Annotated in this window: 23 protein-coding genes; 12 read left to right on the top strand and 11 right to left on the bottom strand. The window is 73.7% G+C overall.

Features of this window, described 5'->3' with window-relative positions:
• Positions 1 to 5: 5 nt before the first annotated feature.
• Positions 6 to 332 carry a CU044_2847 family protein gene (locus ACIPUC_RS29500; protein WP_446593451.1) on the bottom strand — a complete coding sequence of 109 codons (327 nt, stop codon included), beginning with the start codon at positions 330 to 332 and terminating at the stop codon, positions 6 to 8.
• 201 nt (positions 333 to 533) lie between these two features.
• On the opposite strand from ACIPUC_RS29500, the gene ACIPUC_RS29495 reads away from it, so the two are divergent.
• Complete coding sequence (locus ACIPUC_RS29495) at positions 534 to 809, top strand: hypothetical protein (RefSeq protein WP_446593450.1); 276 nt, start codon at positions 534 to 536, stop codon at positions 807 to 809.
• 31 nt (positions 810 to 840) lie between these two features.
• Positions 841 to 2,172 (top strand): DUF1906 domain-containing protein, encoded by a 1,332-nt coding sequence (locus tag ACIPUC_RS29490; protein WP_446593449.1) that lies wholly within the window; start codon positions 841 to 843, stop codon positions 2,170 to 2,172.
• On the opposite strand, the gene ACIPUC_RS29485 is transcribed toward ACIPUC_RS29490, so the two are convergent.
• The gene (locus ACIPUC_RS29485) at positions 2,165 to 2,695 is read right to left on the bottom strand and encodes a pyridoxamine 5'-phosphate oxidase family protein (RefSeq protein ID WP_446593447.1); all 531 of its coding nucleotides are present in this window, start codon (positions 2,693 to 2,695) and stop codon (positions 2,165 to 2,167) included. The genes ACIPUC_RS29490 and ACIPUC_RS29485 overlap by 8 nt on opposite strands.
• Positions 2,696 to 2,817: 122 nt before the next feature.
• Here ACIPUC_RS29485 and ACIPUC_RS29480 point away from each other — a divergent pair, with 122 nt between their 5' ends.
• From ACIPUC_RS29480 to ACIPUC_RS29470, 3 genes are read left to right on the top strand one after another with little or no spacing between them, the layout of a single operon-like run.
• The gene (locus tag ACIPUC_RS29480) at positions 2,818 to 3,549 is read left to right on the top strand and encodes an SDR family NAD(P)-dependent oxidoreductase (RefSeq protein WP_446593446.1); all 732 of its coding nucleotides are present in this window, start codon (positions 2,818 to 2,820) and stop codon (positions 3,547 to 3,549) included.
• 48 nt (positions 3,550 to 3,597) lie between these two features.
• The gene (locus ACIPUC_RS29475) at positions 3,598 to 4,161 is read left to right on the top strand and encodes a hypothetical protein (RefSeq protein ID WP_446593444.1); all 564 of its coding nucleotides are present in this window, start codon (positions 3,598 to 3,600) and stop codon (positions 4,159 to 4,161) included.
• A gap of 17 nt (positions 4,162 to 4,178) precedes the next feature.
• Positions 4,179 to 4,916, top strand: coding sequence for a class I SAM-dependent methyltransferase (locus tag ACIPUC_RS29470; protein ID WP_446593442.1), 738 nt, complete (start codon positions 4,179 to 4,181; stop codon positions 4,914 to 4,916).
• Here ACIPUC_RS29470 and ACIPUC_RS29465 read toward each other — a convergent pair.
• Together ACIPUC_RS29465 and ACIPUC_RS29460 are read right to left on the bottom strand one after the other, a co-directional pair.
• Entirely contained in the window at positions 4,868 to 5,887 is a 1,020-nt protein-coding gene (locus tag ACIPUC_RS29465) for an acyl-CoA dehydrogenase family protein (RefSeq protein WP_446593440.1), read from the bottom strand. The two genes, ACIPUC_RS29470 and ACIPUC_RS29465, sit on opposite strands and share 49 nt — an antisense overlap.
• Positions 5,887 to 7,032: an acyl-CoA dehydrogenase family protein gene (locus ACIPUC_RS29460; RefSeq protein WP_446593438.1), complete on the bottom strand. Its 1,146-nt coding sequence runs from the start codon at positions 7,030 to 7,032 to the stop codon at positions 5,887 to 5,889. Before ACIPUC_RS29460 ends, ACIPUC_RS29465 begins: the two co-directional genes overlap by 1 nt.
• A gap of 126 nt (positions 7,033 to 7,158) precedes the next feature.
• Between ACIPUC_RS29460 and ACIPUC_RS29455 the strand changes: the two genes are divergently transcribed.
• The 5 genes from ACIPUC_RS29455 (at position 7,159) to ACIPUC_RS29435 (ending at position 12,190) form a co-directional block, all read left to right on the top strand.
• Positions 7,159 to 7,941: an SDR family oxidoreductase gene (locus ACIPUC_RS29455; protein WP_446593437.1), complete on the top strand. Its 783-nt coding sequence runs from the start codon at positions 7,159 to 7,161 to the stop codon at positions 7,939 to 7,941.
• 205 nt (positions 7,942 to 8,146) lie between these two features.
• Entirely contained in the window at positions 8,147 to 8,797 is a 651-nt protein-coding gene (locus ACIPUC_RS29450; protein WP_446593435.1) for a TetR/AcrR family transcriptional regulator, read from the top strand.
• A gap of 17 nt (positions 8,798 to 8,814) precedes the next feature.
• A complete protein-coding gene (locus ACIPUC_RS29445) occupies positions 8,815 to 9,972 on the top strand; it encodes an acetyl-CoA C-acetyltransferase (RefSeq protein ID WP_446593433.1) in 1,158 nt (385 codons plus the stop codon).
• Positions 9,973 to 10,208: 236 nt separating this feature from the next.
• Positions 10,209 to 10,412 carry a cold-shock protein gene (locus tag ACIPUC_RS29440; RefSeq protein ID WP_008743912.1) on the top strand — a complete coding sequence of 68 codons (204 nt, stop codon included), beginning with the start codon at positions 10,209 to 10,211 and terminating at the stop codon, positions 10,410 to 10,412.
• A gap of 101 nt (positions 10,413 to 10,513) precedes the next feature.
• Positions 10,514 to 12,190, top strand: coding sequence for a DEAD/DEAH box helicase (locus tag ACIPUC_RS29435; protein ID WP_446593430.1), 1,677 nt, complete (start codon positions 10,514 to 10,516; stop codon positions 12,188 to 12,190).
• A gap of 67 nt (positions 12,191 to 12,257) precedes the next feature.
• Here ACIPUC_RS29435 and ACIPUC_RS29430 read toward each other — a convergent pair whose 3' ends face one another.
• Genes ACIPUC_RS29430 through ACIPUC_RS29410 form a run of 5 tightly spaced genes read right to left on the bottom strand, consistent with a single transcriptional unit; the run spans position 12,258 to position 16,630 of the window.
• Positions 12,258 to 13,187 (bottom strand): tyrosine-protein phosphatase, encoded by a 930-nt coding sequence (locus tag ACIPUC_RS29430; RefSeq protein ID WP_446593428.1) that lies wholly within the window; start codon positions 13,185 to 13,187, stop codon positions 12,258 to 12,260.
• 30 nt (positions 13,188 to 13,217) lie between these two features.
• Positions 13,218 to 14,291 (bottom strand): NAD(P)H-dependent flavin oxidoreductase, encoded by a 1,074-nt coding sequence (locus ACIPUC_RS29425; RefSeq protein ID WP_446593427.1) that lies wholly within the window; start codon positions 14,289 to 14,291, stop codon positions 13,218 to 13,220.
• 22 nt (positions 14,292 to 14,313) lie between these two features.
• Entirely contained in the window at positions 14,314 to 15,036 is a 723-nt protein-coding gene (locus ACIPUC_RS29420; RefSeq protein ID WP_446593426.1) for a CoA-transferase subunit beta, read from the bottom strand.
• Complete coding sequence (locus ACIPUC_RS29415; RefSeq protein ID WP_446593424.1) at positions 15,033 to 15,884, bottom strand: CoA transferase subunit A; 852 nt, start codon at positions 15,882 to 15,884, stop codon at positions 15,033 to 15,035. Before ACIPUC_RS29415 ends, ACIPUC_RS29420 begins: the two co-directional genes overlap by 4 nt.
• Positions 15,881 to 16,630 (bottom strand): enoyl-CoA hydratase family protein, encoded by a 750-nt coding sequence (locus tag ACIPUC_RS29410; RefSeq protein WP_446593423.1) that lies wholly within the window; start codon positions 16,628 to 16,630, stop codon positions 15,881 to 15,883. The genes ACIPUC_RS29415 and ACIPUC_RS29410 overlap by 4 nt, the downstream gene beginning before the upstream one ends.
• A gap of 56 nt (positions 16,631 to 16,686) precedes the next feature.
• On the opposite strand from ACIPUC_RS29410, the gene ACIPUC_RS29405 reads away from it, so the two are divergent.
• Both ACIPUC_RS29405 and ACIPUC_RS29400 read left to right on the top strand, forming a co-directional pair.
• On the top strand, positions 16,687 to 17,451 hold the full coding sequence (locus ACIPUC_RS29405) for an SDR family oxidoreductase (RefSeq protein WP_446593422.1): 765 nt from the start codon (positions 16,687 to 16,689) through the stop codon (positions 17,449 to 17,451).
• A gap of 1 nt (position 17,452) precedes the next feature.
• Positions 17,453 to 18,367, top strand: coding sequence for an SDR family oxidoreductase (locus ACIPUC_RS29400; protein ID WP_446593421.1), 915 nt, complete (start codon positions 17,453 to 17,455; stop codon positions 18,365 to 18,367).
• A 97-nt stretch (positions 18,368 to 18,464) separates the two neighbouring features.
• On the opposite strand, the gene ACIPUC_RS29395 is transcribed toward ACIPUC_RS29400, so the two are convergent.
• Both ACIPUC_RS29395 and ACIPUC_RS29390 read right to left on the bottom strand, forming a co-directional pair.
• Positions 18,465 to 19,145 carry an HAD family acid phosphatase gene (locus ACIPUC_RS29395; RefSeq protein WP_446593420.1) on the bottom strand — a complete coding sequence of 227 codons (681 nt, stop codon included), beginning with the start codon at positions 19,143 to 19,145 and terminating at the stop codon, positions 18,465 to 18,467.
• A gap of 153 nt (positions 19,146 to 19,298) precedes the next feature.
• Positions 19,299 to 20,189, bottom strand: a complete 891-nt coding sequence (locus ACIPUC_RS29390) for a hypothetical protein (RefSeq protein ID WP_446593419.1) — start codon at positions 20,187 to 20,189, stop codon at positions 19,299 to 19,301.
• Positions 20,190 to 20,219 lie beyond the last annotated feature (30 nt).

Genomic DNA, 20,219 nt, shown 5'->3' with positions numbered 1-20,219 from the left:
CCGGCTCAGGCGCGGTGCCAGACGAGACGGACGGCGAAGTTCACCTCTGCCGTGCCCTTCGCGACGATGACGCCGGTCTCGCCGCCCATCTTCAGCCCGAACTCGATCTCGGCCTCGTCCGGGCCCAGTTCGCGTACGGTCCGGGCGACCTTCGCCAGGGTGGGCTTCACCTGGTCCAGGGCGTCCTGCACCGAGACGCGGGCCCGTCCCACCAGTCCGTCCCCGGCCGCCAGCTCCAGGTCGGATCCCGCTAAGTCCCCGTCGACCTCGAACACGACGGCGGTCTCGTCGCCGCCGTCCTCCAGCGCCATCGCGATCAGTTGTCCTGCCACGTCCGCCACGCCCCCCATGGCTCCGGGACCGCCCGCGGTCCCCCCTCGCACCCGACACGCACATCCTGGGGCACCCCGGACCCGTCGCGCAGGGATATGGCCCAGTTGTTCGCCGGCGCGGGAAGAAGGCTCTGCCACCCGCGACGCATCGCCCGGCTCACCGCACGCCTTGACGGGCCCGGGCCGGCCTCACTCGTGCGGGTGACGCACGAAGCCGGGCTCCGGGACACGCTGCTGCTGCTGGTCGCCCTGCTCGGCGAGGAGGACCGGCCCGCCGCGGCCCGGCTGGAGCCCCTGCGTGATCCGCGGGTGCCGGCCGGGGTGGTACGGGCCGTCGTGGCGACCGGGCTGTGGGGCGCGGGCAGGCCGCGTCCCTTCGACCTGCCCGCCGTCCAGGACCGGGGACAGGCCCCTCGGGGCAGAGCCCGCGCCCATACCGCCGTACGGACCATCTGCGGGGCCCCTCCGTGCAGTTGAGGGGCCCCGCCGTCTGGTAACCATCTGCTCCATGGCCCCCACCCGTACGCTGCTCAGCGGCCTCCTCGGCGCCGCCCTGCTGCTCCCCGTCCTGCCCGGCGCCCACGCCATCGGCGCAGCCGACACCCGGACCTCTGACGCGCGGGCCCTTGACGCGCGGACGGTCGACTACCTCGGACTGCGCCTCGCCGTCCCCGCCGACTGGCGGGTCGTCGACCTCGACCGCGAGCCCGGCGCGTGCCTGCGCCTGGACCTGCCCACCCTGTACCTCGGCCACGCCGGCACCCAGACCGAATGCACCGGCCGGGCAGCCGCCGGCCGCGCCGACACCCTGCACCTCGAGCCCCTCGACGGGGCCCCGCAGCGCGCCGACATCCCCACCCTCTCCGTGCACTCCGGGACCGCGCTCCCCGATGCCCCGCCGCGGACCGACAGCAACGAACTGCGGTACGCGCTGCTCCGGTCCGGAGTCATGGCCACGGTCTCCTACGGGGCCGCACCCGACGCCGTACGCCGTGTCCTGGCACGCGCCCGCGCGGTGTCCGGCGGTGTCCCCGGCGCGCCCGCCACACCCCCCGCCGAGCCCGCGCTGGCCGCGGACGGCACGGAGCCGCGCAACGCCCAGGAGCCCTTCACCGGCGAGGGGTTCGACGCCTGCACCGCCCCCACCCAGGCGTCCATGGACACCTGGCGGGCCGACTCCCCCTTCCGGGCGGTCGGCATCTACATCGGCGGCCGCGCCCGGGCCTGCGCCCAGCCGCGGCTCACCGCCGAGTGGGTACGGCGCCAGGCCGAGGCGGGCTGGCACCTCATGCCGATCTGGGTGGGCCCGCAGCCCTGGCACAGCGCCTCCACCGGCCTGTCCACCGACCCCTCCGAGGCCGACGGGCAGGGCCGGTCCGCCGCCGACGGCGCGGTGGCCGCCGCCGCGGCGCTGGGCCTGCCCACGGGCACGGTGCTCTACAACGACCTGGAGAACTACACCGACCGCGAGACGTGGGACGCCCCGGTCGTCGCCTACCTGACCGCCTGGACGGTCCGGCTGCACGAGCTCGGCTACCGCTCCGCCGCCTACGTGTCGGCGGGCTCCGGGGCCAAGGCGCTGAGCGCCCACCACCACCAGGCCCCCGAGGCCATGCCGGACGTGCTGTGGGTCGCCCGCTGGAACGGCGCGGCCTCCGTCACCGACGCCGACATGGGCCTGCCCGCCGGCACCCCGCAGTGGGCCGGCCGGCGCCGCGCCCACCAGTTCCGCGGCGACCACAACGCCGCCTACGGCGGGGTGACGATCAACATCGACCGCAACTGGGTCGACGTCGACCCGTCCGAGCTCGGGACCGGCAGCGTCGTCCCGCTCAGCTAGCGGGGGCCGGCGGGTCCTCGCGCGGTTCTTCGCGCGGGGGCTCGTCGTCGTTGCCCCGGCGGATGGTGCGCAGGCCGCCGGCCGGGGTCCACGACCGCAGTACCAGGTCATCGCCCTCGACACCGACGCGGACGACCTCCGTCAGCTCGGCGTGGAACAGGTGGAAGGGGTGCGGGGTCTCCGTCTCCTCCGCGTACCGGTGCAGCTCGGGCGGATCCACCAGCTCCACCGCGCGCCCGGAGATCCGCACGTCGCCGTCCGGCATCGTCTCGCCCTCGCCCGGGTTGGTGTGCAAGGCGAAGCGCGGGTCGCGCTGGAGGTCCCTGGCCTTCATCGAGCCCGGCATCATGCCGAGCCACAGCTCCCCGCCCCGGATGTCGACGTTCAGCCCGGCCACGCGAGGGGAGCCGTCCTTGCGGAGGGTGGCCAGGACATGGTGCGGGTACTGCGCGAAGCGGGCCCGGACGGCCGCTGCGAACTCCGGCTCCGCCTTCTCGAATGCTGCCCAGTTGTTCGTCGTCATGCGTCCATCAAAGCGCGTGCCACCGGCGGGCGCCGGTCAGGCACGCACGGCCCTTCCTTCCGCGGACCATGACTGTTAGAGATATGCCTCATTGAAAGACATGCGCACAGGGGGTGGGAACCGTGGGCGTCTCCCTCGAGGGGAAGGTCGTCGTCATCACCGGCGCCGGGCGCGGCCAGGGCGCGGCCGAGGCCCGGCTGTGCGCGGAGGCGGGGGCGCGCGTCGTCGTCACGGACGTACGGGAGGACGAGGGCCGGGCGGTTGCCGCGGAACTCGGCGGCCAGGGGCTGTACGTACGGCACGACGTGGCCGACGCGGACAGCTGGGCGGAGGTCGTCCGGGCGGCGGTCGCGGCCTTCGGCACGATCTCGGCCCTGGTCAACAATGCGGCCCTGTGGCGCACGGCCCACGTCGAACAGCAGCGGCTCGACGAGTTCGAGGCGCTGCTGCGGGTCAACCTGCTGGGGCCGTTCCTCGGCATCCAGGCGGTGGCGCCGGTGCTCCGGGCCGGTGGCGGCGGCTCGGTCGTCAACATCTCCTCGACGGCGGGACTGACCGGGATACCGGGCCACGCGGCCTACGGCTCCACCAAGTTCGGGCTGCGCGGGCTGACGCGGTCGGCGGCGCTGGACCTGGCGGCGGACCGGATCCGGGTCAACTCCGTGCACCCGGGCGCCATCGACACGCCGATGGTGGCCGAGGCGGTCGCGGGCCGGGACTGGTCGCACGTGCCGCTGGGGCGGATGGGGCGGCCGGAGGAGGTCGGGGAGCTGGTCCTCTTCCTCTGCTCGGACGCGTCCTCGTACGTGACGGGCGCGGAGTTCACGGTGGACGGCGGGTCGACCGCGGGATGACAGCAGCCCGCTGACCGGCCTCCCCCTCCCCCCGGGCATGATGTGTCCATGTCTCACCTGATGCGGCGGCTCGCGGGCGCGCTGCTGCGCAACTGCCTCCTCCTGGCAGCCGAGTTCGGTGCGATCCTGCTGCTCCGCGGTTCCGAGGGCTTCTGGGTCCCGATCCTGCTGGCCGTGTTCGTCGCCGGCGCGGCCGTACCGCACGGCACCGACGCGGAGTTCGTGGCCCGCACGGCCGTCGCCCTCGCCGCGGTCGGGGTCGCGGTGCTCGGCTGGATCACCTGGGAGCGGCAGACCCTCCACGACCGCGGCCGCGAGGAGACGGCGGTGGTCGCGGAACGCGCCATGGTGGAGGACGGCTCCGTCTCCTCCCCGTCCCTGCGGCTGCGCACCGAGGCCGGCCGCGACCTCCCCGGCCCGGTCTCGATGGACCTGCCGGTCGGTGCGCGGCTGGCGGTGACCGTGGATCCCGACAGCACGGTCTGGTCCCTCGGCACGCGCCCGGCCGAACCGCTCGGGGAGGCCGCGGGCACCGGCGCGCTCCTCCTGCTCCAGACGGCCGCCCTCGCCCGCCTCTCCCTGCGCCGCCCCGCTGGCCCCGGGGGCAGGTGACCGAAAACAATGGCCGCATGACGAACCGTGCCCGGTCATTCGACGCCGCCGCCGCGCTGTACGGCGCGAACCGGCCCGGTTACCCCCCTGCCCTGTTCGACGCCGTCGAGGAGCTCGCCGGGCGGCCGCTCGCCGGGGCGCGGGTGGCCGACGTAGGGGCGGGGACCGGGATCGCCACCGCGCTGCTGCGGGCCCGCGGGGCCGAGGTCGTCGCCGTCGAGCCGGGGGACGGGATGGCCGCCGAGTTCCGGCGGGCGAACCCGGGGATCCCGCTGGTGCGCGGGGACGGGGACCGGCTGCCGCTGGCGAGCGCCGCGTTCGACTTCCTCACGTACGCCCAGGCCTGGCACTGGACCCACCCCGCGCGCTCCGTCCCCGAGGCCCGCCGCGTCCTGCGCCCCGGCGGCGCGCTCGCGCTCTGGTGGAACGACCTGGACCTCTCCGTCCCCTGGATCGCCGCGCAGGACGCCCGGATCCGCGAGCACCTGAAAGTGATCGGGCTCCCCGCCCGGGAATCCCTGGAGGGGCTCGACCTCACCACCCGGGAGCTCCGCTGGTCGCGGCGGATCCCGCTGGACACCCATCTCGCCAACCAGGCCAGCCACTCCGCCTTCCTGCTCCTCGGCGAGGCCGGCACCCGCAGGTTCATGGCGGCCGAGCGGGAGCGGCTGCTGCCGCTCTTCCCGGACGGAACGGTCGAGGAGTCCTACGTGGTCACCCTGCGCGTCGCCCGCACCGGCTCACCCCGCGCCTGAAGGACCGCCGCCCGGCACGCCGAGGGCGTGCCCCACGCGTCCCGCAGCGGGCGGGCCTTGCGCAGCCACAACGACAGGTCCAGCTCCTCGGTGTAGCCGACCGCGCCGTGCAGCTGGAGGGCCGTCCGCGCCGCCGCGTACGCCGCCTCGCCCGCCGTGAGCTTCGCCGCCGCCACGTCGCCGGGGGCCGTCGACAGCGCCGCCGCCCACAGCAGGGGCCGGGCGAACTCCAGGCCCAGCAGGGTGTCCGCCAGCCGGTGCTTGACCGCCTGGAAGGACCCGATCGGCGCGCCGAACTGCGTGCGCTGCTTCGCGTACTCCACCGTCCTGGCCAGCAGTGCCTCGCCGACGCCCAGGCACTGGGCCGCCGTCAGCAGCCGCGCCCAGCGGGCGGCCGTCTCCGCCGCCGCCGTCACGGACGGGCCCGCCGCGAGGAGTTCCCCGCCCGCCGGGACGGCCGAGAGCCTGCGGGCCGGGTCCAGGGAGGCCAGCGCGGGGCCGTCCGCCGCGCCCTGCGACAGCCGGAGTCCGCCCGCCGCCGACACCGTGAAGCAGTACGTCGCCGCGTCCGCGTCCAGGGCGTACGGACTCCCGCCCGGCAGCGTCAGCGTGGCCGAGGCCTCGCCCGCCACCAGCCCCGGCAGGAAGCGTTTCGCCAGCCCCTCGTCCCCCAGCTCGGCGAGCAGCACCGAAGCGGCCGCCGTCTCCACCACCGGCCCCGGCACCCCGGCCCTGCCCAGCTCCACGAAGCCGAGGGACAGCTCCACCGGCAGCAGGCCCACGCCGTCGCAGTCCTCCGGCGCGGCCAGCGCGAACAGGCCCGTGCCCGCGAGGCGGGACCACAGCGCCCGCCCCGGCCCGTGCCTGCCGCCCGCCCAGGCCCGTACGACGTCCGGCACCTGCGCCGCGCCCAGCAGCGAGCGCAGCGTACGCGCGAAGTCCGACTGCTCGTCGGTCGGCAGGAAGCGCATCAGCGGCGGCCCTTCGGGAGGCCGAGCAGCCGCTCGGCGATGATGTCGCGCTGGATCTCGTTGGTCCCCGCGTAGATCGGCCCGGCCAGCGAGAACACCCACGGCTCGGCCCACGCGCCCCCGGCGAGCTCCGCCTCCGGCCCCAGCAGGTCCAGCGCCGTCTCGTGCAGGGAGATGTCGTACTGCGACCAGAACACCTTGTTCAGGCTGGACTCGGCGCCGCTGCTCTCGCCGGCCGCGAAGCGCGCGGCGCCGGCCCAGGTGAACAGCTCGTAGGCGCGCGCCCCGACCACCGCGTCCGCCACCCGGTCCCGCAGCGCCGTGTCGGCCCGGTCCCCGGCCGCCTCCCACAGCGCGACCAGGCGGTCGGCCGCCGCCAGGAACCGGCCGGGGGCGCGCAGCGTCAGCCCCCGCTCGCTGCCCGTCGTCGACATCGCGATCCGCCAGCCCTGCCCGGGCTCGCCGATCACGTCCGCGTCCGGTACGAAGACCTCGTCCAGGAAGAGCTCCGCGAAGGCGGGCTTGCCGTCCAGGCGGCCGATGGGCCGCACCGTCACCCCCGGCGCCCGCAGGTCGAACATCAGATACGTCAGCCCCTGGTGCGGCTTCGGCGCCTCCGGGTCCGTGCGGAAGATGCCGAAGGCGCGGTCCGCGAAGGCCGCCCGCGAGGACCAGGTCTTCTGCCCGGACAGCAGCCAGCCGCCCTCGGTGCGCACCCCGCGGGAGGTGAGCGAGGCCAGGTCGGAGCCCGACTCCGGCTCCGACCAGGCCTGTGCCCAGATGACCTCGCCGCTCGCCATCGACGGCAGCACCCGCGCCCGCTGCTCCCGGCTCGCGTGGTCGAAGAGGGTGGGGGCGAGGAGGCTGATGCCGTTCTGCGAGACCCGGCCGGGCGCGCCCGCCGCCCAGTACTCCTCCTCGAACACCAGCCACGTGACGAGGTCCACGCCCCGGCCCCCGTACTCCTCGGGCCAGGACACCACCGACCAGCGGTCCGCGTGCAGCTGCCGCTCCCACTCCCGGTGCGCCGCGAAGCCCTCCGCCGTCTCCAGGGAGGGGAGGGGGGACGCGGGGACGTGGTCGGCCAGCCAGTCCCGGGCCTCGGCCCGGAAGGCCGCCACCTCCGCCGTCTGGGTCAGGTCCATCGGGTGCCCGCCTCCTTGAGCGCCACGGAACGCCACGGAACGCCACGAGACGCCTCCCCGTGGACGCTTCCCTAACAAGTGTTTGGTAGGTTAACGTACGGCCATGAGCAGCGTCGAGGAGTTCGCATGAACGAGCCCCGGTACACCGCCGGCCACCACCTGCTGCAAGGCCGCACCGCCGTCGTCACCGCCGCCGCCGGCGCCGGGATCGGCGGCGCCACCGCCCGCCGCTTCCTGGAGGAGGGCGCCCGCATCGTCATCGGCGACGCCCACGCCCGCCGCCTCAAGGAGACCGAGGACGCGCTCGCCGCCGAGTTCGGGGCCGACCGGGTCACCTCGCTGCCCTGCGACGTCACCGACGAGGAACAGGTACGGGCCCTCTTCGCACACGCCGAGCAGACCCACGGCGGCCTCGACATCGTCGTCAACAACGCCGGCCTCGGCGGCACCGCCGACCTCGTCGACATGACCGACGACCAGTGGTCCCGCGTCCTCGACGTCACCCTGAACGGCACCTTCCGCTGCACCCGCGCCGCCCTGCGCTCGCTGAAGGCCTCCGGGCGCGGCGGGGTCGTCGTCAACAACGCGTCCGTCGTCGGCTGGCGCGCCCAGACCGGCCAGGCCCACTACGCCGCCGCCAAGGCCGGCGTGATGGCCCTGACCCGCTGCGCGGCGCTGGAGGCCGCCGGATTCGGCGTACGGGTCAACGCCGTCGCGCCGAGCCTGGCGATGCACCCGCACCTGGTGAAGGTGACGAGTGAGGAGCTGCTGGCGGAACTCACCGCCCGAGAGGCCTTCGGCCGGTACGCGGAGCCCTGGGAGGTCGCCAACGTCATCGTCTTCCTGGCCAGCGGCTACGCGTCGTACATGACGGGCGAGACCGTGTCGGTCAGCAGTCAGCGCGCCTAGGGGGGTGTCTTGTGGATCAGGCCGGGCTCGCGGCGTCTGGCACCGCGCCTCGCCGCGTTCTCGTCGGTCGCCAATGTCCCCCAGCTACCGCTGGGGGTGCCCCCACCGCAGTGGCTCCCTCCTCGGCCGTGCGATGCACGGCGCCAGACGCCGCTCCCTGGTCCGGCCTGATCCACAAGACACCCCCTGGCCCGAGAATGGGCGCGTGCCTACGAACAAGTCGACGAACCAGCCGGCGGCCGACCCGGCCCCGAAGAAGAAGCCGCAGGTGACGCCCTCGCCCGAGCGGCGCCGTGAGCTCCTCGACACGGCGGCCGAGGTCTTCGCCGCCCAGGGCTACAACGCCACCACCGTCCGCAAGATCGCCGACGCCGCCGGGATGCTCGCCGGCAGCCTCTACTACCACTTCGATTCCAAGGAATCGATGCTCGACGAGATCCTCTCCGCCTTCCTGACCGAGCTCTGGGAGGGCTACGACACCGTCCTGGCCGCCGGCCTCGGCCCCCGGGAGACCATCGAGGCCCTCGTCACCGAGTCCTTCCGGGAGATCGACCGGCACCGCGCCGCCGTCGCGATCTACCAGAAGGAGTCCCGCACCCTCTCCGCGCAGCCGCGCTTCCACTACCTCTCCGACTCGCAGCAGAAGTTCGAGAAGGCCTGGCTGGGGACGCTGGAGCGGGGGGTCGCCGCGCGGGTCTTCCGCGCCGACCTCGACATCCGCCTCACCTACCGCTTCGTACGCGACACGGTGTGGGTGGCGGCCTCCTGGTACCGGCCGGGCGGCCAGCACAGCCCCGAGGAGATCGCCCGGCAGTACCTCTCGATGGTGCTGGACGGGATCGCCGTACGCCCCTGAACCGTCAAGGAGTCCCCATGCCCGAGGCCTACATAGTCGAAGCCGTCCGCACCCCCGTGGGGCGCCGGAACGGCGGCCTGTCCCAGGTGCACCCCGCCGACCTGGGCGCGCACGTCCTGAAGGCGCTGGTCGAGCGGTCCGCAGTGGACCCGGCCGCGGTCGAGGACGTGGTGTTCGGCTGCCTCGACACCGTGGGGCCGCAGGCCGGGGACATCGCCCGCACGGCGTGGCTCGCGGCCGGGCTGCCGGAGGAGGTGCCGGGGGTCACCGTCGACCGCCAGTGCGGGTCCTCGCAGCAGGCGGTGCACTTCGCGGCGCAGGGCGTGCTCTCCGGAACCCAGGACCTGGTGGTGGCGGGCGGCACCCAGAACATGTCGATGGTCCCGATCGCCTTCGCCTCCCGGCAGGCCGCGGAGCCGCTCGGCCTCACCGAGGGCCCGTACGCGGGATCGGCGGGCTGGCGGGCCCGGTACGGCGACGCCCCGGTGAACCAGTTCCACGGCGCGCAGCTGATCGCCGAGAAGTGGGGGATCTCGCGGCTCGACATGGAGGAGTTCGCGCTCCGGTCCCACCAGCGGGCGATCCGCGCGATCGACGAGGGCCGCTTCGGCCGGGAGACGGTGGCGTACGGGGACGTGGTGGCCGACGAGGGCCCGCGGCGGGACACGACCCTGGAGAAGATGGCGGGCCTGAAGCCCGTCGTCGAGGGCGGCACCATCACGGCGGCCGTCTCCTCCCAGGTCTCCGACGGCGCGGCGGCCCTGCTGATCGCCTCCGAGCGGGCGGTCGCGGAACACGGCCTCACGCCCCGGGCCCGCATCCACCACCTGTCGGTGCGCGGGGAGGACCCCATCCGCATGCTGTCGGCCCCGATCCCGGCGACGTCGTACGCGCTGAAGAAGACCGGCCTGACCCTGGACGCGATCGACCTGGTCGAGATCAACGAGGCCTTCGCCCCGGTGGTCCTGGCCTGGCTGAAGGAGACGGGCGCCGACCCGGAGAAGGTCAACGCCAACGGCGGCGCCATCGCCCTGGGCCATCCGCTCGGCGCGACGGGCGTGAAGCTGATGACCACGCTGCTGCACGAGCTGGAGCGCACGGGGGGCCGCTACGGCCTCCAGACCATGTGCGAGGGCGGCGGCCAGGCCAACGTGACGATCATCGAGCGGCTCTAGGACCGGTCGGGAAGGGCTCGGGCCGTGCAGGGACGGGACGGGCCTTCCGGGCGTTTGGTGCAGGTCACACCCACTGATCGACACGGACGCGCCGAGGTGTGCTAGCTTAGAGCTCGTTGCAGTTGTGGTACCCATGAACTTTATGTGCGCCTGACGGGAATGTTCCTCAGGCGCTTTTATTGTTTTTTACCGGAATCTCCGGATGGGGCCCTTGCCGCCTATTCAGGAGATTCAAAATGGCACTTGGCACCGTGAAGTGGTTCAACTCGGAAAAGGGCTTCGGCTTCATCGAGCAGGACGGTGGCGGTCCGGACGTGTTCGCCCACTACTCGAACATCGCCACCCAGGGCTTCCGTGAGCTCACCGAGGGCCAGCGCGTGTCCTTCGACGTCACCCAGGGCCAGAAGGGCCCCCAGGCGGAGAACATCCTCCCCGCCTAATTTTTTCAGCATGCCGGGGTCCGCACCGCGAGGTGCGGGCCCCGGCTTGTCTGCTGTCTCGACCTTTGTTTTACCTGCCGGTTTCAGGAGGGCTTTCTCGCATGACCAGCTCCAGCTCCGCACGACCCAGCCGTCGCCCCACACGGGGTCGAGGTGCGGCTCAGGGACGTCCGAAGGCTGGCGCGGGACGGCAGAAGTCCGCCCCCGTCGCCAGGCCCCAAGAATTCACCATGCCCGAGCCGATCGATCCGGCGCTGCCGCCGGTCGCCGCGTTCGAGGACATGGGCATGCCCGAGGCGCTGCTGAAGACCCTCGCCGCCCAGGGCGTCACCGAGCCGTTCCCGATCCAGGCCGCCACGCTGCCGAACTCCCTCGCCGGCCGTGACCTGCTCGGCCGCGGCCGCACCGGCTCCGGCAAGACGCTGGCCTTCGGACTCGCGCTGCTGGCCCGCACCGCCGGCCACCGCGCGCAGCCCAAGCAGCCGCTCGCGCTGGTCCTCGTACCGACCCGTGAACTCGCGCAGCAGGTCACCGACGCCCTGGCCCCGTACGCCACGGCCGTCAACCTGCGCATCGCGACCGTCGTCGGCGGCATGTCGATCAACCGGCAGTCGGGCGCCCTGCGCCGCGGCGCCGAGGTGCTCGTCGCCACCCCCGGCCGCCTGAAGGACCTCATCGACCGCGGTGACGCCGACCTCTCCCAGGTCGCGATCACCGTCCTGGACGAGGCCGACCAGATGACCGACATGGGCTTCATGCCGCAGGTCACCGCGCTGCTCAAGCAGGTGCGGCCCGAGGGCCAGACCATGCTGTTCTCCGCGACGCTGGACAAGAACATCGACAAGCTCGTCAAGATGTTCCTTCACGACCCGGTCGGCCACTCCGTCGACCCGTCGGCCGGCGCGGTCACCACCATGGAGCACCACGTCCTGTACGTCCTGGACGAGACCGACAAGAAGGCCGTGGCGACGCGTATAGCCGCTCGCGACGGCCGGGTGATCATGTTCGTGGACACCAAGCGCGGCGTGGACCGCATGGTCAAGAAGCTTCTGGCGGACGGCGTCCGCGCCTCCGGCCTGCACGGCGGCCGCTCGCAGCCGCAGCGCAACCGCACCCTCGACTGGTTCAAGACCGGCGAGGTCACCGCCCTGGTCGCCACCAACGTCGCGGCCCGCGGCATCCACATCGACGACCTCGACCTCGTCGTCAACGTGGACCCGCCGACCGACCACAAGGACTACCTGCACCGCGGTGGCCGCACCGCCCGCGCCGGTGAGTCCGGCAGTGTGGTCACCCTGGTGCTGCCCGACCAGAAGCGGGACATGACCCGCCTCATGTCGGACGCCGGGATCTCCCCGCGCACCGCGCAGATCAAGTCCTCCGACGCGGAACTGGCCCGCCTCACCGGCGCCAAGGAGCCCTCGGGCATCCCGATCGTCCTCGAGGTGCCCCAGCCGCCCGCGCCGAAGCAGCGCACCGGCTCCGGTTCGGGCTCCGGCTCGCGCCGCCGCTCGGGCGGGCCGCGCACCGGCTCCGCCACGGGCGGCGCTCCGGCAGCAGGCGGCCGCGGCCGCCGCTCCGGTGGCGCCGGCTCCGGGCAGGCCCCGGCGGCCTCCTCCGGTTCCGGCCAGGCCCGTCGCGGCCAGGGCGGCGGCGGGGCCGGCGGCTCCGCCGGACAGGGCCGGCGTACCGGGGGCGGCGCCTCCGGCGGCGCTGCGGCCGCGTCCGCGCGCAGCCGGGTCGGCTCCGGCGGCCAGGGCCGCCGCCGCGCGGTCTGACCGTACGCACGTCCATACCCCTACGCCGGGCAGCGCTTTCAAGGGCTGCCCGGCGTAGTCGTGTGCGCTAGCGGACCATCTTGTCGTGGAGCCGCGCCAGCGTCCGCAGGTCCAGGCCGAGGCCGTCCGTCAAGTAGCCGTAGAAGCTGCCGTAGTCGGCCTCCAGCTGCGACGTCGCGGAGTCCAGGTAGTCCTGGCGGACCTCCTGGAGCGGGATCAGCAGGTCGGGGTTCTGCATCCGCCCGGACTGCTTGAGGCCCGCCCGCAGCTGGGCGTCGTACGTGGCGCGGAAGGTGTTCGACGCCAGGTAGTCGCGCGCCGCGGCGGACTCGGGGACGGCCAGGGCGCGCAGCAGGACGTACGTCATCCAGCCGGTGCGGTCCTTGCCGGAGGTGCAGTGGTACAGGAGCGGGCCCTGCCCGCCGTCCGCGATCTCCCGCAGCGTCGCCGCGAACTGCGCCCGGTTCTCGGGGCTGGTCACGAAGGTGCGGTAGATGTCGCGCATGTAGGCCTCGGCACGGCCGCCGCCGAGCATCTGCTCCTGCTTGACGGGGTCGCCGCTGGAGATCGCGCCGACGAGGGTACCGTACAGGCCGAGGTCGCTGACCGGGCGCGAGGTGGGGGAGAGCCCGGGCGGCAGCTTGTCGGCGCCGTCGTACTGGAGCTCCATCGGGATGCGGAAGTCGACGGCCTTCGTGAGGCCGAGACCGGAGACGGTGGTGATGTCCGCGGCGGTCAGCTTGCTCAGCGCGTCGGCGCGGTAGACCAGCCCCTGGCGGACCCGGCCGCCGGTGTAGGTGGAGTAGCCGCCGATGTCCCGGACGTTGACGGCGCCCTGCAGGGGGATCTGACGGATCGGTTCCGCCTCCCACGGGTGGTGGCGGAAGCTCGCGCTGGTCGTGGGGGCCGCGGTGGCGGCCGTGGCGGCGGGCAGGGTCCCGATGGCGAGGGCGGCGGCGGCCGCCGCGGTCGCCAGTCGGATTCGGGCACGGCTCATGGAGGCAACTCCCGTGACGGAGAAGGGGGATCACCCTGGTTGTGGCAGGGTGCGGAGCGAGTGCAGTGCTTCGAGTGCCTGTTGTGCCTCGGCCATGACGCGGGAGACGAGCTCCGCACAGGACGGCAGATCCTCGATCACGCCGGCGACCTGGCCCGATGCCATGACGCCGAGGTCCGTACGGCCCTCGACCATGGACGCCTTGAGGAGCATGGGGGTGTTCGCGGCGAGCAGGACCTGGCTCCACGACAGGTCCTTGCCGTGCTTCATCGCCAGACCGTCGCGCACCATCTGCGGCCAGCTCAGGCCGGACAGCTTCCGGAAGCCCGCCGCGTGCCGCACCGCCCGCGCCAGCGCCCGGGCGCGGCCCGCCCGCTCCAGGGAGTCGACCAGCCCGGTGCGCAGCATGCGGTGCGGCAGCCCGTCGACGGCCGTGGTGACGGTGACGTCCTTGACCGTGGCCTTCAGGTACTCGGCCTTGACCGCGTCGGGCACGGTGGAGTCGGAGGTCAGCAGGAAGCGGGTGCCCATGGCGATACCGGCGGCCCCGTACGCCAGGGCCGCGACCAGACCGCGGCCGTCGCCGAAACCGCCCGCCGCGACCACCGGGATGTCCACGGCGTCGACGACCTGGGGCAGCAGCACGGTCGTGGCCACCTCCCCGGTGTGCCCGCCGCCCTCGCCGCCCTGCACGATCACCGCGTCGGCGCCCCAGGCGGCCACCTTCTCGGCGTGCCGCCGGGCACCGATCGAGGGGATGACGACCACCCCCGCGTCCCCCAGCCGCGCGATCAGCTCCTTGGACGGCGCGAGGGCGAAGGACGCCACCCGCACCCCCTCGTCGATGATCAGCCGGACGCGTTCGGCCGCGTCCCCCGCGTCCGCGCGCAGATTGACCCCGAAGGGGGTCCCGTCCGGGATCCGGGACCTGACCTCCCGTACCGCCGACCGCAGCTGCTCCACGGTCATCGTCGCCGAGGCCAGGATCCCCAGGGCCCCCGCGTTGGCCGTCGCCGACACCAGGCGGGGCCCGGCGACCCAGCCCATGCCCGTCTGCACGATCGGGTACCGGACCCCGACCAGCTTCGTGAACGCCGTCTCCATCGGAACCGTCGGAACCATCGGATCAGGCCCGCACTTCGCGGTCGCGCAGACCCTCGGGGTCGATGACCTCGCGGATCAGCCGCAGCTCCTCGGCGGTCGGCTCGCGCGTGTACGGCACCTCGCCGGCGACGGCCAGGTCGAAGCCCGTGGCCGCCCGGACCTGGTCGACGGTGACCCCGGGATGGACCGAGACCAGGCGCATCGCGTGGCCGGGACCCGTGAAGTCGAAGACCCCGAGATCGCTGACCACCCGGGGCAGGCGGTGGTAGCGGGTCACCCCGGCCGCCTCGGCACGGTCGTAGCCGACCCCGCTGACCATGTCGACGCGTTCGACGAACACCCGGGTGGAGTGCTTGGGGACCCAGTAACTCACCGGGTTGTTCAGCGTGTTGACTGGTGCGCCGCGCACCCCGAGGAGCTGGCGGGCGGGCTGCGCCCAGTCGCCGATGCAGGAGATGTTCTGGTTGCCGAACCGGTCGATCTGGCTGGCGCCCATCATCACGTGCCGCCTGCCGCCGGTGACCATGGTCAGGTGGCGCCGGTACGGGAGCCAGCCCTCGGCCGTGCCGTCGAGCCCGACGAGCATGGCCTCGCCGTCGGTCAGCAGCAGGTCGGGGGAGAAGGTCCGCTTCGCGAGGCGCGCGCCGAAGGCGGGGACCAGGCCCATCGGGCTGGCGAGGACCTCGCCGTTGTCGCGCCAGGCCTCGGCGCAGGAGATCACGCAGTATTCCGCTCGGCTGATCACTGCTGCTCCTCGTGCCAGGTCCGGACGGCGCACTGGTAGTCGTGCTCGCTCGCCCCCGAGAGGAAGCGCTCGGCGAACTCGGGCCAGGGGGTGGTCGCGTAGAGCTTCTGGAAGGCCTCGTCGCGCTCGTAGTCGGGCACGCAGGAGGTGAAGTGCGCGCCGTTCGGGGTCTCGACGACCCCCGTGACGGAGTGGCGGCTGACGAGGAGGGACTGCGGAGGGCCCGCCTTGGTGAGCTCGGCGGTCTCCACGAGCTGTTCGCAGGAGACGTACGCGGCGTCGGCGGCCTCGCAGAACAGGTCGTCGAAGTACGGGTCCGGGCCCAGGTACTGGGCGTTGCCGAGCCGGTCGGCACGGCTCAGGTGGACCAGGGCGGCGTCCATGCGCAGGGCGGGGACGGCGACGAGCTCCTCGCCGTCGTCGTACGGGGAGGTGACGGTCCGCAGCTCCGGGTTGACCCGCATCACGTCGGAGCCGAGGCCGGCCCGGACGGGGAGGAAGGGCAGCCGGTTGGCGGCGGCGTGCAGGCCCCACATGAACATGGCCTCGTCGAGCTCGGTGAGGGCGAGGGCGGCGCGCTCGCGGGCGGCCCGGAAGTGGGGCTCCAGCGGGATCGAGTCGAGGGTGGCGAACGGGGCGACCAGCTTGCGGATCCGGCCCGCGGCGGCCAGCAGCCCGACGTCGGGGCCGCCGTACGAGATCACCGTGAGATCGGTGATCTCGGAGCGGAGCAGCGCTCTCACCAGGGCCATGGGCTTGCGCCGCGAGCCCCAGCCGCCGATGCCCAGGGTCATCCCGCTGCGCAGCTGCCCGACCACCTCTTCGGGGGTCATGGTCTTGTCGGTCATGAACGCGCTTCCTTCCCGAAGGTGTCGCGGACCCGGTCGGCGACCCCGCTGAGGTTGGCCTCGAAGGTGAAGCCCTGCTCGAAGCGGTAGCTGCGGCGCACGTCGACCGGGTCGATGCCGTTGATCGCCGCCTTGGCCAGCCGGATCAGGTAGCCGTCCTTCCGCGCGATCTCGGCGGCCAGCTCCAGGGCGGCGGCCCGCAGTTGCTCGCGGGGGACCACCTTCCAGACCGAGCCGTGCGCGTGCAGGTCGGCGGCGGTCGCGGTGCGCGAGGTGTAGTACAGCGCGCGCATCAGGTGCTGGGGCACCAGGCGGGCCAGGTGGGTGGCGGCGCCCAGGGCGCCCCGGTCCAGCTCGGGCAGGCCGAAGGTCGCGTCCTCGCTCGCCACGATCGCGTCGGCGTTGCCGGCGAGCCCGATGCCGCCGCCCAGGCAGAACCCGTTCACGGCCGCGACCACCGGCACCTCGCACTCGTACACGGCGGCGAAGGCCTCGTAGCAGCCCCGGTTGGCGCCGATGAGCGCGGCGTGGCCGGCGTCGCGCTGCATCTCCTTGATGTCGACGCCCGCGTTGAAGCCCCGGCCCTCGGCGGCGAGGACGACGCAGCGGACCTCGGGGTCTCGGCCGGCGGTCCGCAGGGCGTCGGCGAGGTCGTACCAGCCCTGCACGGGAAGCGCGTTGACGGGTGGGAAGTCGACTGTGACGAGTGCGATGCCCTTGTCCGGGCTGGAGGTGGAGACACCCATGAGAGGATCAGCTACCTTTCCACCAAACATTTGTTAGGTGAGGAAGGTAGCAGCCCATGGAGCTCGACGGGAGGGTCGTCGTCGTCACCGGAGGAACCCGGGGCGTCGGCGCGGGGATCGCCCGGTCGTTCCTCGCGGCCGGCGCCGAGGTCGTCGTCTGTGCGCGGCGGCCGCCGGAGGAACCCGTGTCGGCGGACGGCCGCACCGCGTCCTTCACCGCCGTCGACCTGCGCGAACCGGCGGCCGTGCAGGACTTCTTCGCGGCGGTCGCCCGGCGGTACGGGCGCCTGGACTGCCTGGTCAACAACGCGGGCGGCACCCCGTACCGGCTGCTGGGGGAGGGCGGGGCGCAGCGGCACGCCAGGGTCCTCGAGCTGAACCTGCTGGCGCCGATGACGGCCTCCCTCGCCGCCCACCCGTGGCTGCGCGAGGCGCGCGGCTCGGTGGTCATGATCGGCAGCGTCAGCGGCACACGGCCCTCCCCGGGGACGGCGGCGTACGGGGCGGCGAAGGCGGGACTGGAGAACCTGGCCCGCTCCATGGCCGTGGAGTGGGCCCCCGAGGTGCGGGTGAACTCGCTGGTCCTGGGCATGGTGCGGACCGAGCTGTCGCACCTGCACTACGGCGACGAGGCCGGGATCGCGGCGGTCGGCGCGACCGTACCGCTGGGGAGGCTGGCGGAACCCTCGGACGTGGGGGACGCGGCGGTGTTCCTGGCCTCCGGCCGGGCGGGGTACGTGAGCGGGGCGAGCCTGCTCGTGCACGGGGGCGGCGAGCGCCCCGCGTTTCTGGATGCGGCAACCGTCAACAAGGAGGGCTGAGATGACCCGTATCGCCGAGGGGCGTGTCGTGATCGTGACGGGCGCGGGGCGGGGGCTGGGACGGGCCCACGCGCTGGCCTTCGCGGCGGAGGGGGCCAAGGTCGTCGTCAACGATCTGGGGGTGGGGCTGGACGGGGTGCCGGGGCCGGATTCCCCGGCCGGCCTGGTCGTCGCCGAGATCCGTGCGCTGGGCGGAGAGGCGGTGGCGCACGGCGGGGACGTCGCGACGGGCGAGGGGGCGTCCTCGCTGGTGGAGTGCGCGCTCTCGGCGTTCGGGAGGCTGGACACGCTGGTCAACAACGCCGGGTTCCTGCGGGACCGGATGCTGGTGAACCTGGACGAGGACGACTGGGACGCCGTCGTGCGGGTGCACCTGAAGGGGCACTTCCTGCCGCTGCGGGCGGCGGCCGCGTGGTGGCGGGCGGAGGCCAAGGCCGGCCGGCCGGTGGCCGCGCGGGTGGTCAACACCTCTTCGGGGGCAGGCCTGTTGGGCTCGGTGGGGCAGGGCAACTACAGCGCGGCCAAAGCGGGGATCCTGGGGCTCACGCTGGTCGCGGCCGCGGAGATGGGCCGGTACGGGGTCCAGGTCAACGCGATCGCCCCGGCGGCGCGGACCCGGATGACGGAGGAGGCCTTCGCGCAGACCATGGCGGCGCCGGCCGCGGGGGAGTTCGACGCGATGGCCCCGGAGAACGTCTCCCCGCTGGTGGTGTGGCTCGGCGCGGACGGCTCCGCCGGTGTGACGGGCCGGGTGTTCGAGGCGGAGGGGGGCCGCATCACGGTGATGGAGGGCTGGCGACCGGGCCCCACCGCCGACCGGGCCGCCCGCTGGACCCCCGCGGAGGCGGGCGAGGCCACCCTGAAACTCCTCGCCGCCGCGCACCCGCCGCCGCCGGCGTACGGGGCGGCCGGCTAGCGGGTGCGGCCGTGGCGGCGTGATCGGTGGAACCCGTACGGGCCGCGGTCGCCGACCGGGGCACGTACGGGTTCCCGTTCCCGTTCTGTTCCTCGGGTCAGGACAGCTGGCCGTCGTAGTCCGGCAGTTTGACGGTGATTTCGGCGTGGCCGCCGACCAGGTCGCTCGCGTTGTTACCGATGTTCGCGATGATCGTGTAGCCGCGGCCCTCGATCTCGGCGCGCTTGGCGGTCTTGTACGCGCTCACCTCGTCGAACAGGTCGGGCAGGTCGCGCACGTACAGGCCCGAGACCGGGTAGCCGACGGACTTGAGGTTCCACTCGGTGAGGGAGTAGATGATGCCGGGGCGGGCGGTGACGAAGAAGATCGCCACCCCGCGGTCGTTGGCGTACCGGGTCAGCTCGCGGACCTTGGAGATCGCGGGGGTCGGGAGGGTCCAGAACCAGTGGAAGTCCGTCTCCAGCGAGCTGTTGTCGATGTCGAGGACGATCGCGGGCTTCTCGCCCGCCGGCGAGGCGGCGATGCGCTGCTCGATGGTCGGGCGGACCGCGTCGATGACGGTGGCGACGTCGCGCTGCCAGGTGGCGTAGTCGATGCCGAGGACCGCCGCGTTGCCGCCGGGCGCGGAGGCCGACACCGACGTGGTGGCGGCGGTGGCGGCGGCCTGGACCGGCGCCGCCTCGGCGGCGGTGGCGGGCAGCAGGGTCAGGACGGCGGCCGCGACGGCCGCGCCGGCGGCGGCGGTGCGGGTCGTGCGGGTGCGGCGGGTCGTGAGCATGTGGGGGCGCTCCTGGATCGCAGTTGGCATGTACGCGATCAGGATTGGCCGGATCCGCCCCTGTGTCTACTGGCCGGTAGGAAACTTTTCGTGGCCGGGCGATGAATCAACGCGGATCACGGTGGAGCGAGGCGAACTCCGCCTGGGCAGACCCTAGGTGTCGCAGTCCAGCACCGTGCGGCACAGTCCGCACCGCGCCCTGAGCGGACCGCGCGCCGGGAGCCGCAGCCGCTGTCCGCACACCGGGCAGGGGAAACTCACCAGCAGCCCGGCGTCGTTGCGCTCGAAGCGGTACGCCGACCCGTCCGCCGGGGGAGTCCCGGTGCGCCGGGCCCTCGCGTACCGGCGCCGGGCCCCCGGGGAGGCCGCGGCGAGCGGGGGCCGGCGCAGCTCCCGCTCGGCCAGGCCGCGGCCGCGCACGTAGGCCTCGTACGCCTGCGGGCTGCTGAACCAGGTGGAGGGGTCCTCGCCGAACAGGGCGGCCCGCCTGGCCAGGACGTAGCCGAACTCCTCCGGGGTGAGGTAGCCCAGCTTCTGGTGGGTGAGCGCGTCCTCGCGGTAGGCGTCGAGCAGCAGCCAGCCGGCGCCGAGGAGGGCGGCGGCGGTGTCGGTGAGGATCTCGTTCTCCGCGGTGGTGGGGAAGTGCAGGTCCAGGCGGTGCAGCAGGACGTGGGCCACCTCGTGCGCCAGGGCGGCCGCCAGGTCGCGGCGGTGCACCCGGAAGCGGTCGTTGACCTCGACGAAGTACTCCGGACCCGCCGCCAGTTCCACTGAGGCCGCGTCCCGCATCGGCCGGAAGGCGACCACCAGGCGCGCGTCGGGCAGCCGCAGGGCGCGGACCATCGCGGAGGCCACCCGGTGGGCCCCCAGGTGCAGGTCCTCGTCGCCGCCGAAGGCCGCGTCGGCCGGGGCGAAGCTCGTGTCGTAGGCCCGGATCCCGTCGGGGGTCAGTCGGCGGAACAGCGCCGTGACCGAGGCGCGGACCGTCTCCAGGTGCGGAAATCCGTGCTCGACCGGGCTGCTGTGCCTGCTGTTCTCCGTCATGCCGTCCCCCCGGCGGGAAGTTGTCCGAAA

This window comes from Streptomyces sp. LARHCF249 (genome assembly GCF_052871255.1).
This window is presented reverse-complemented; position numbering and strand designations above follow the sequence as displayed.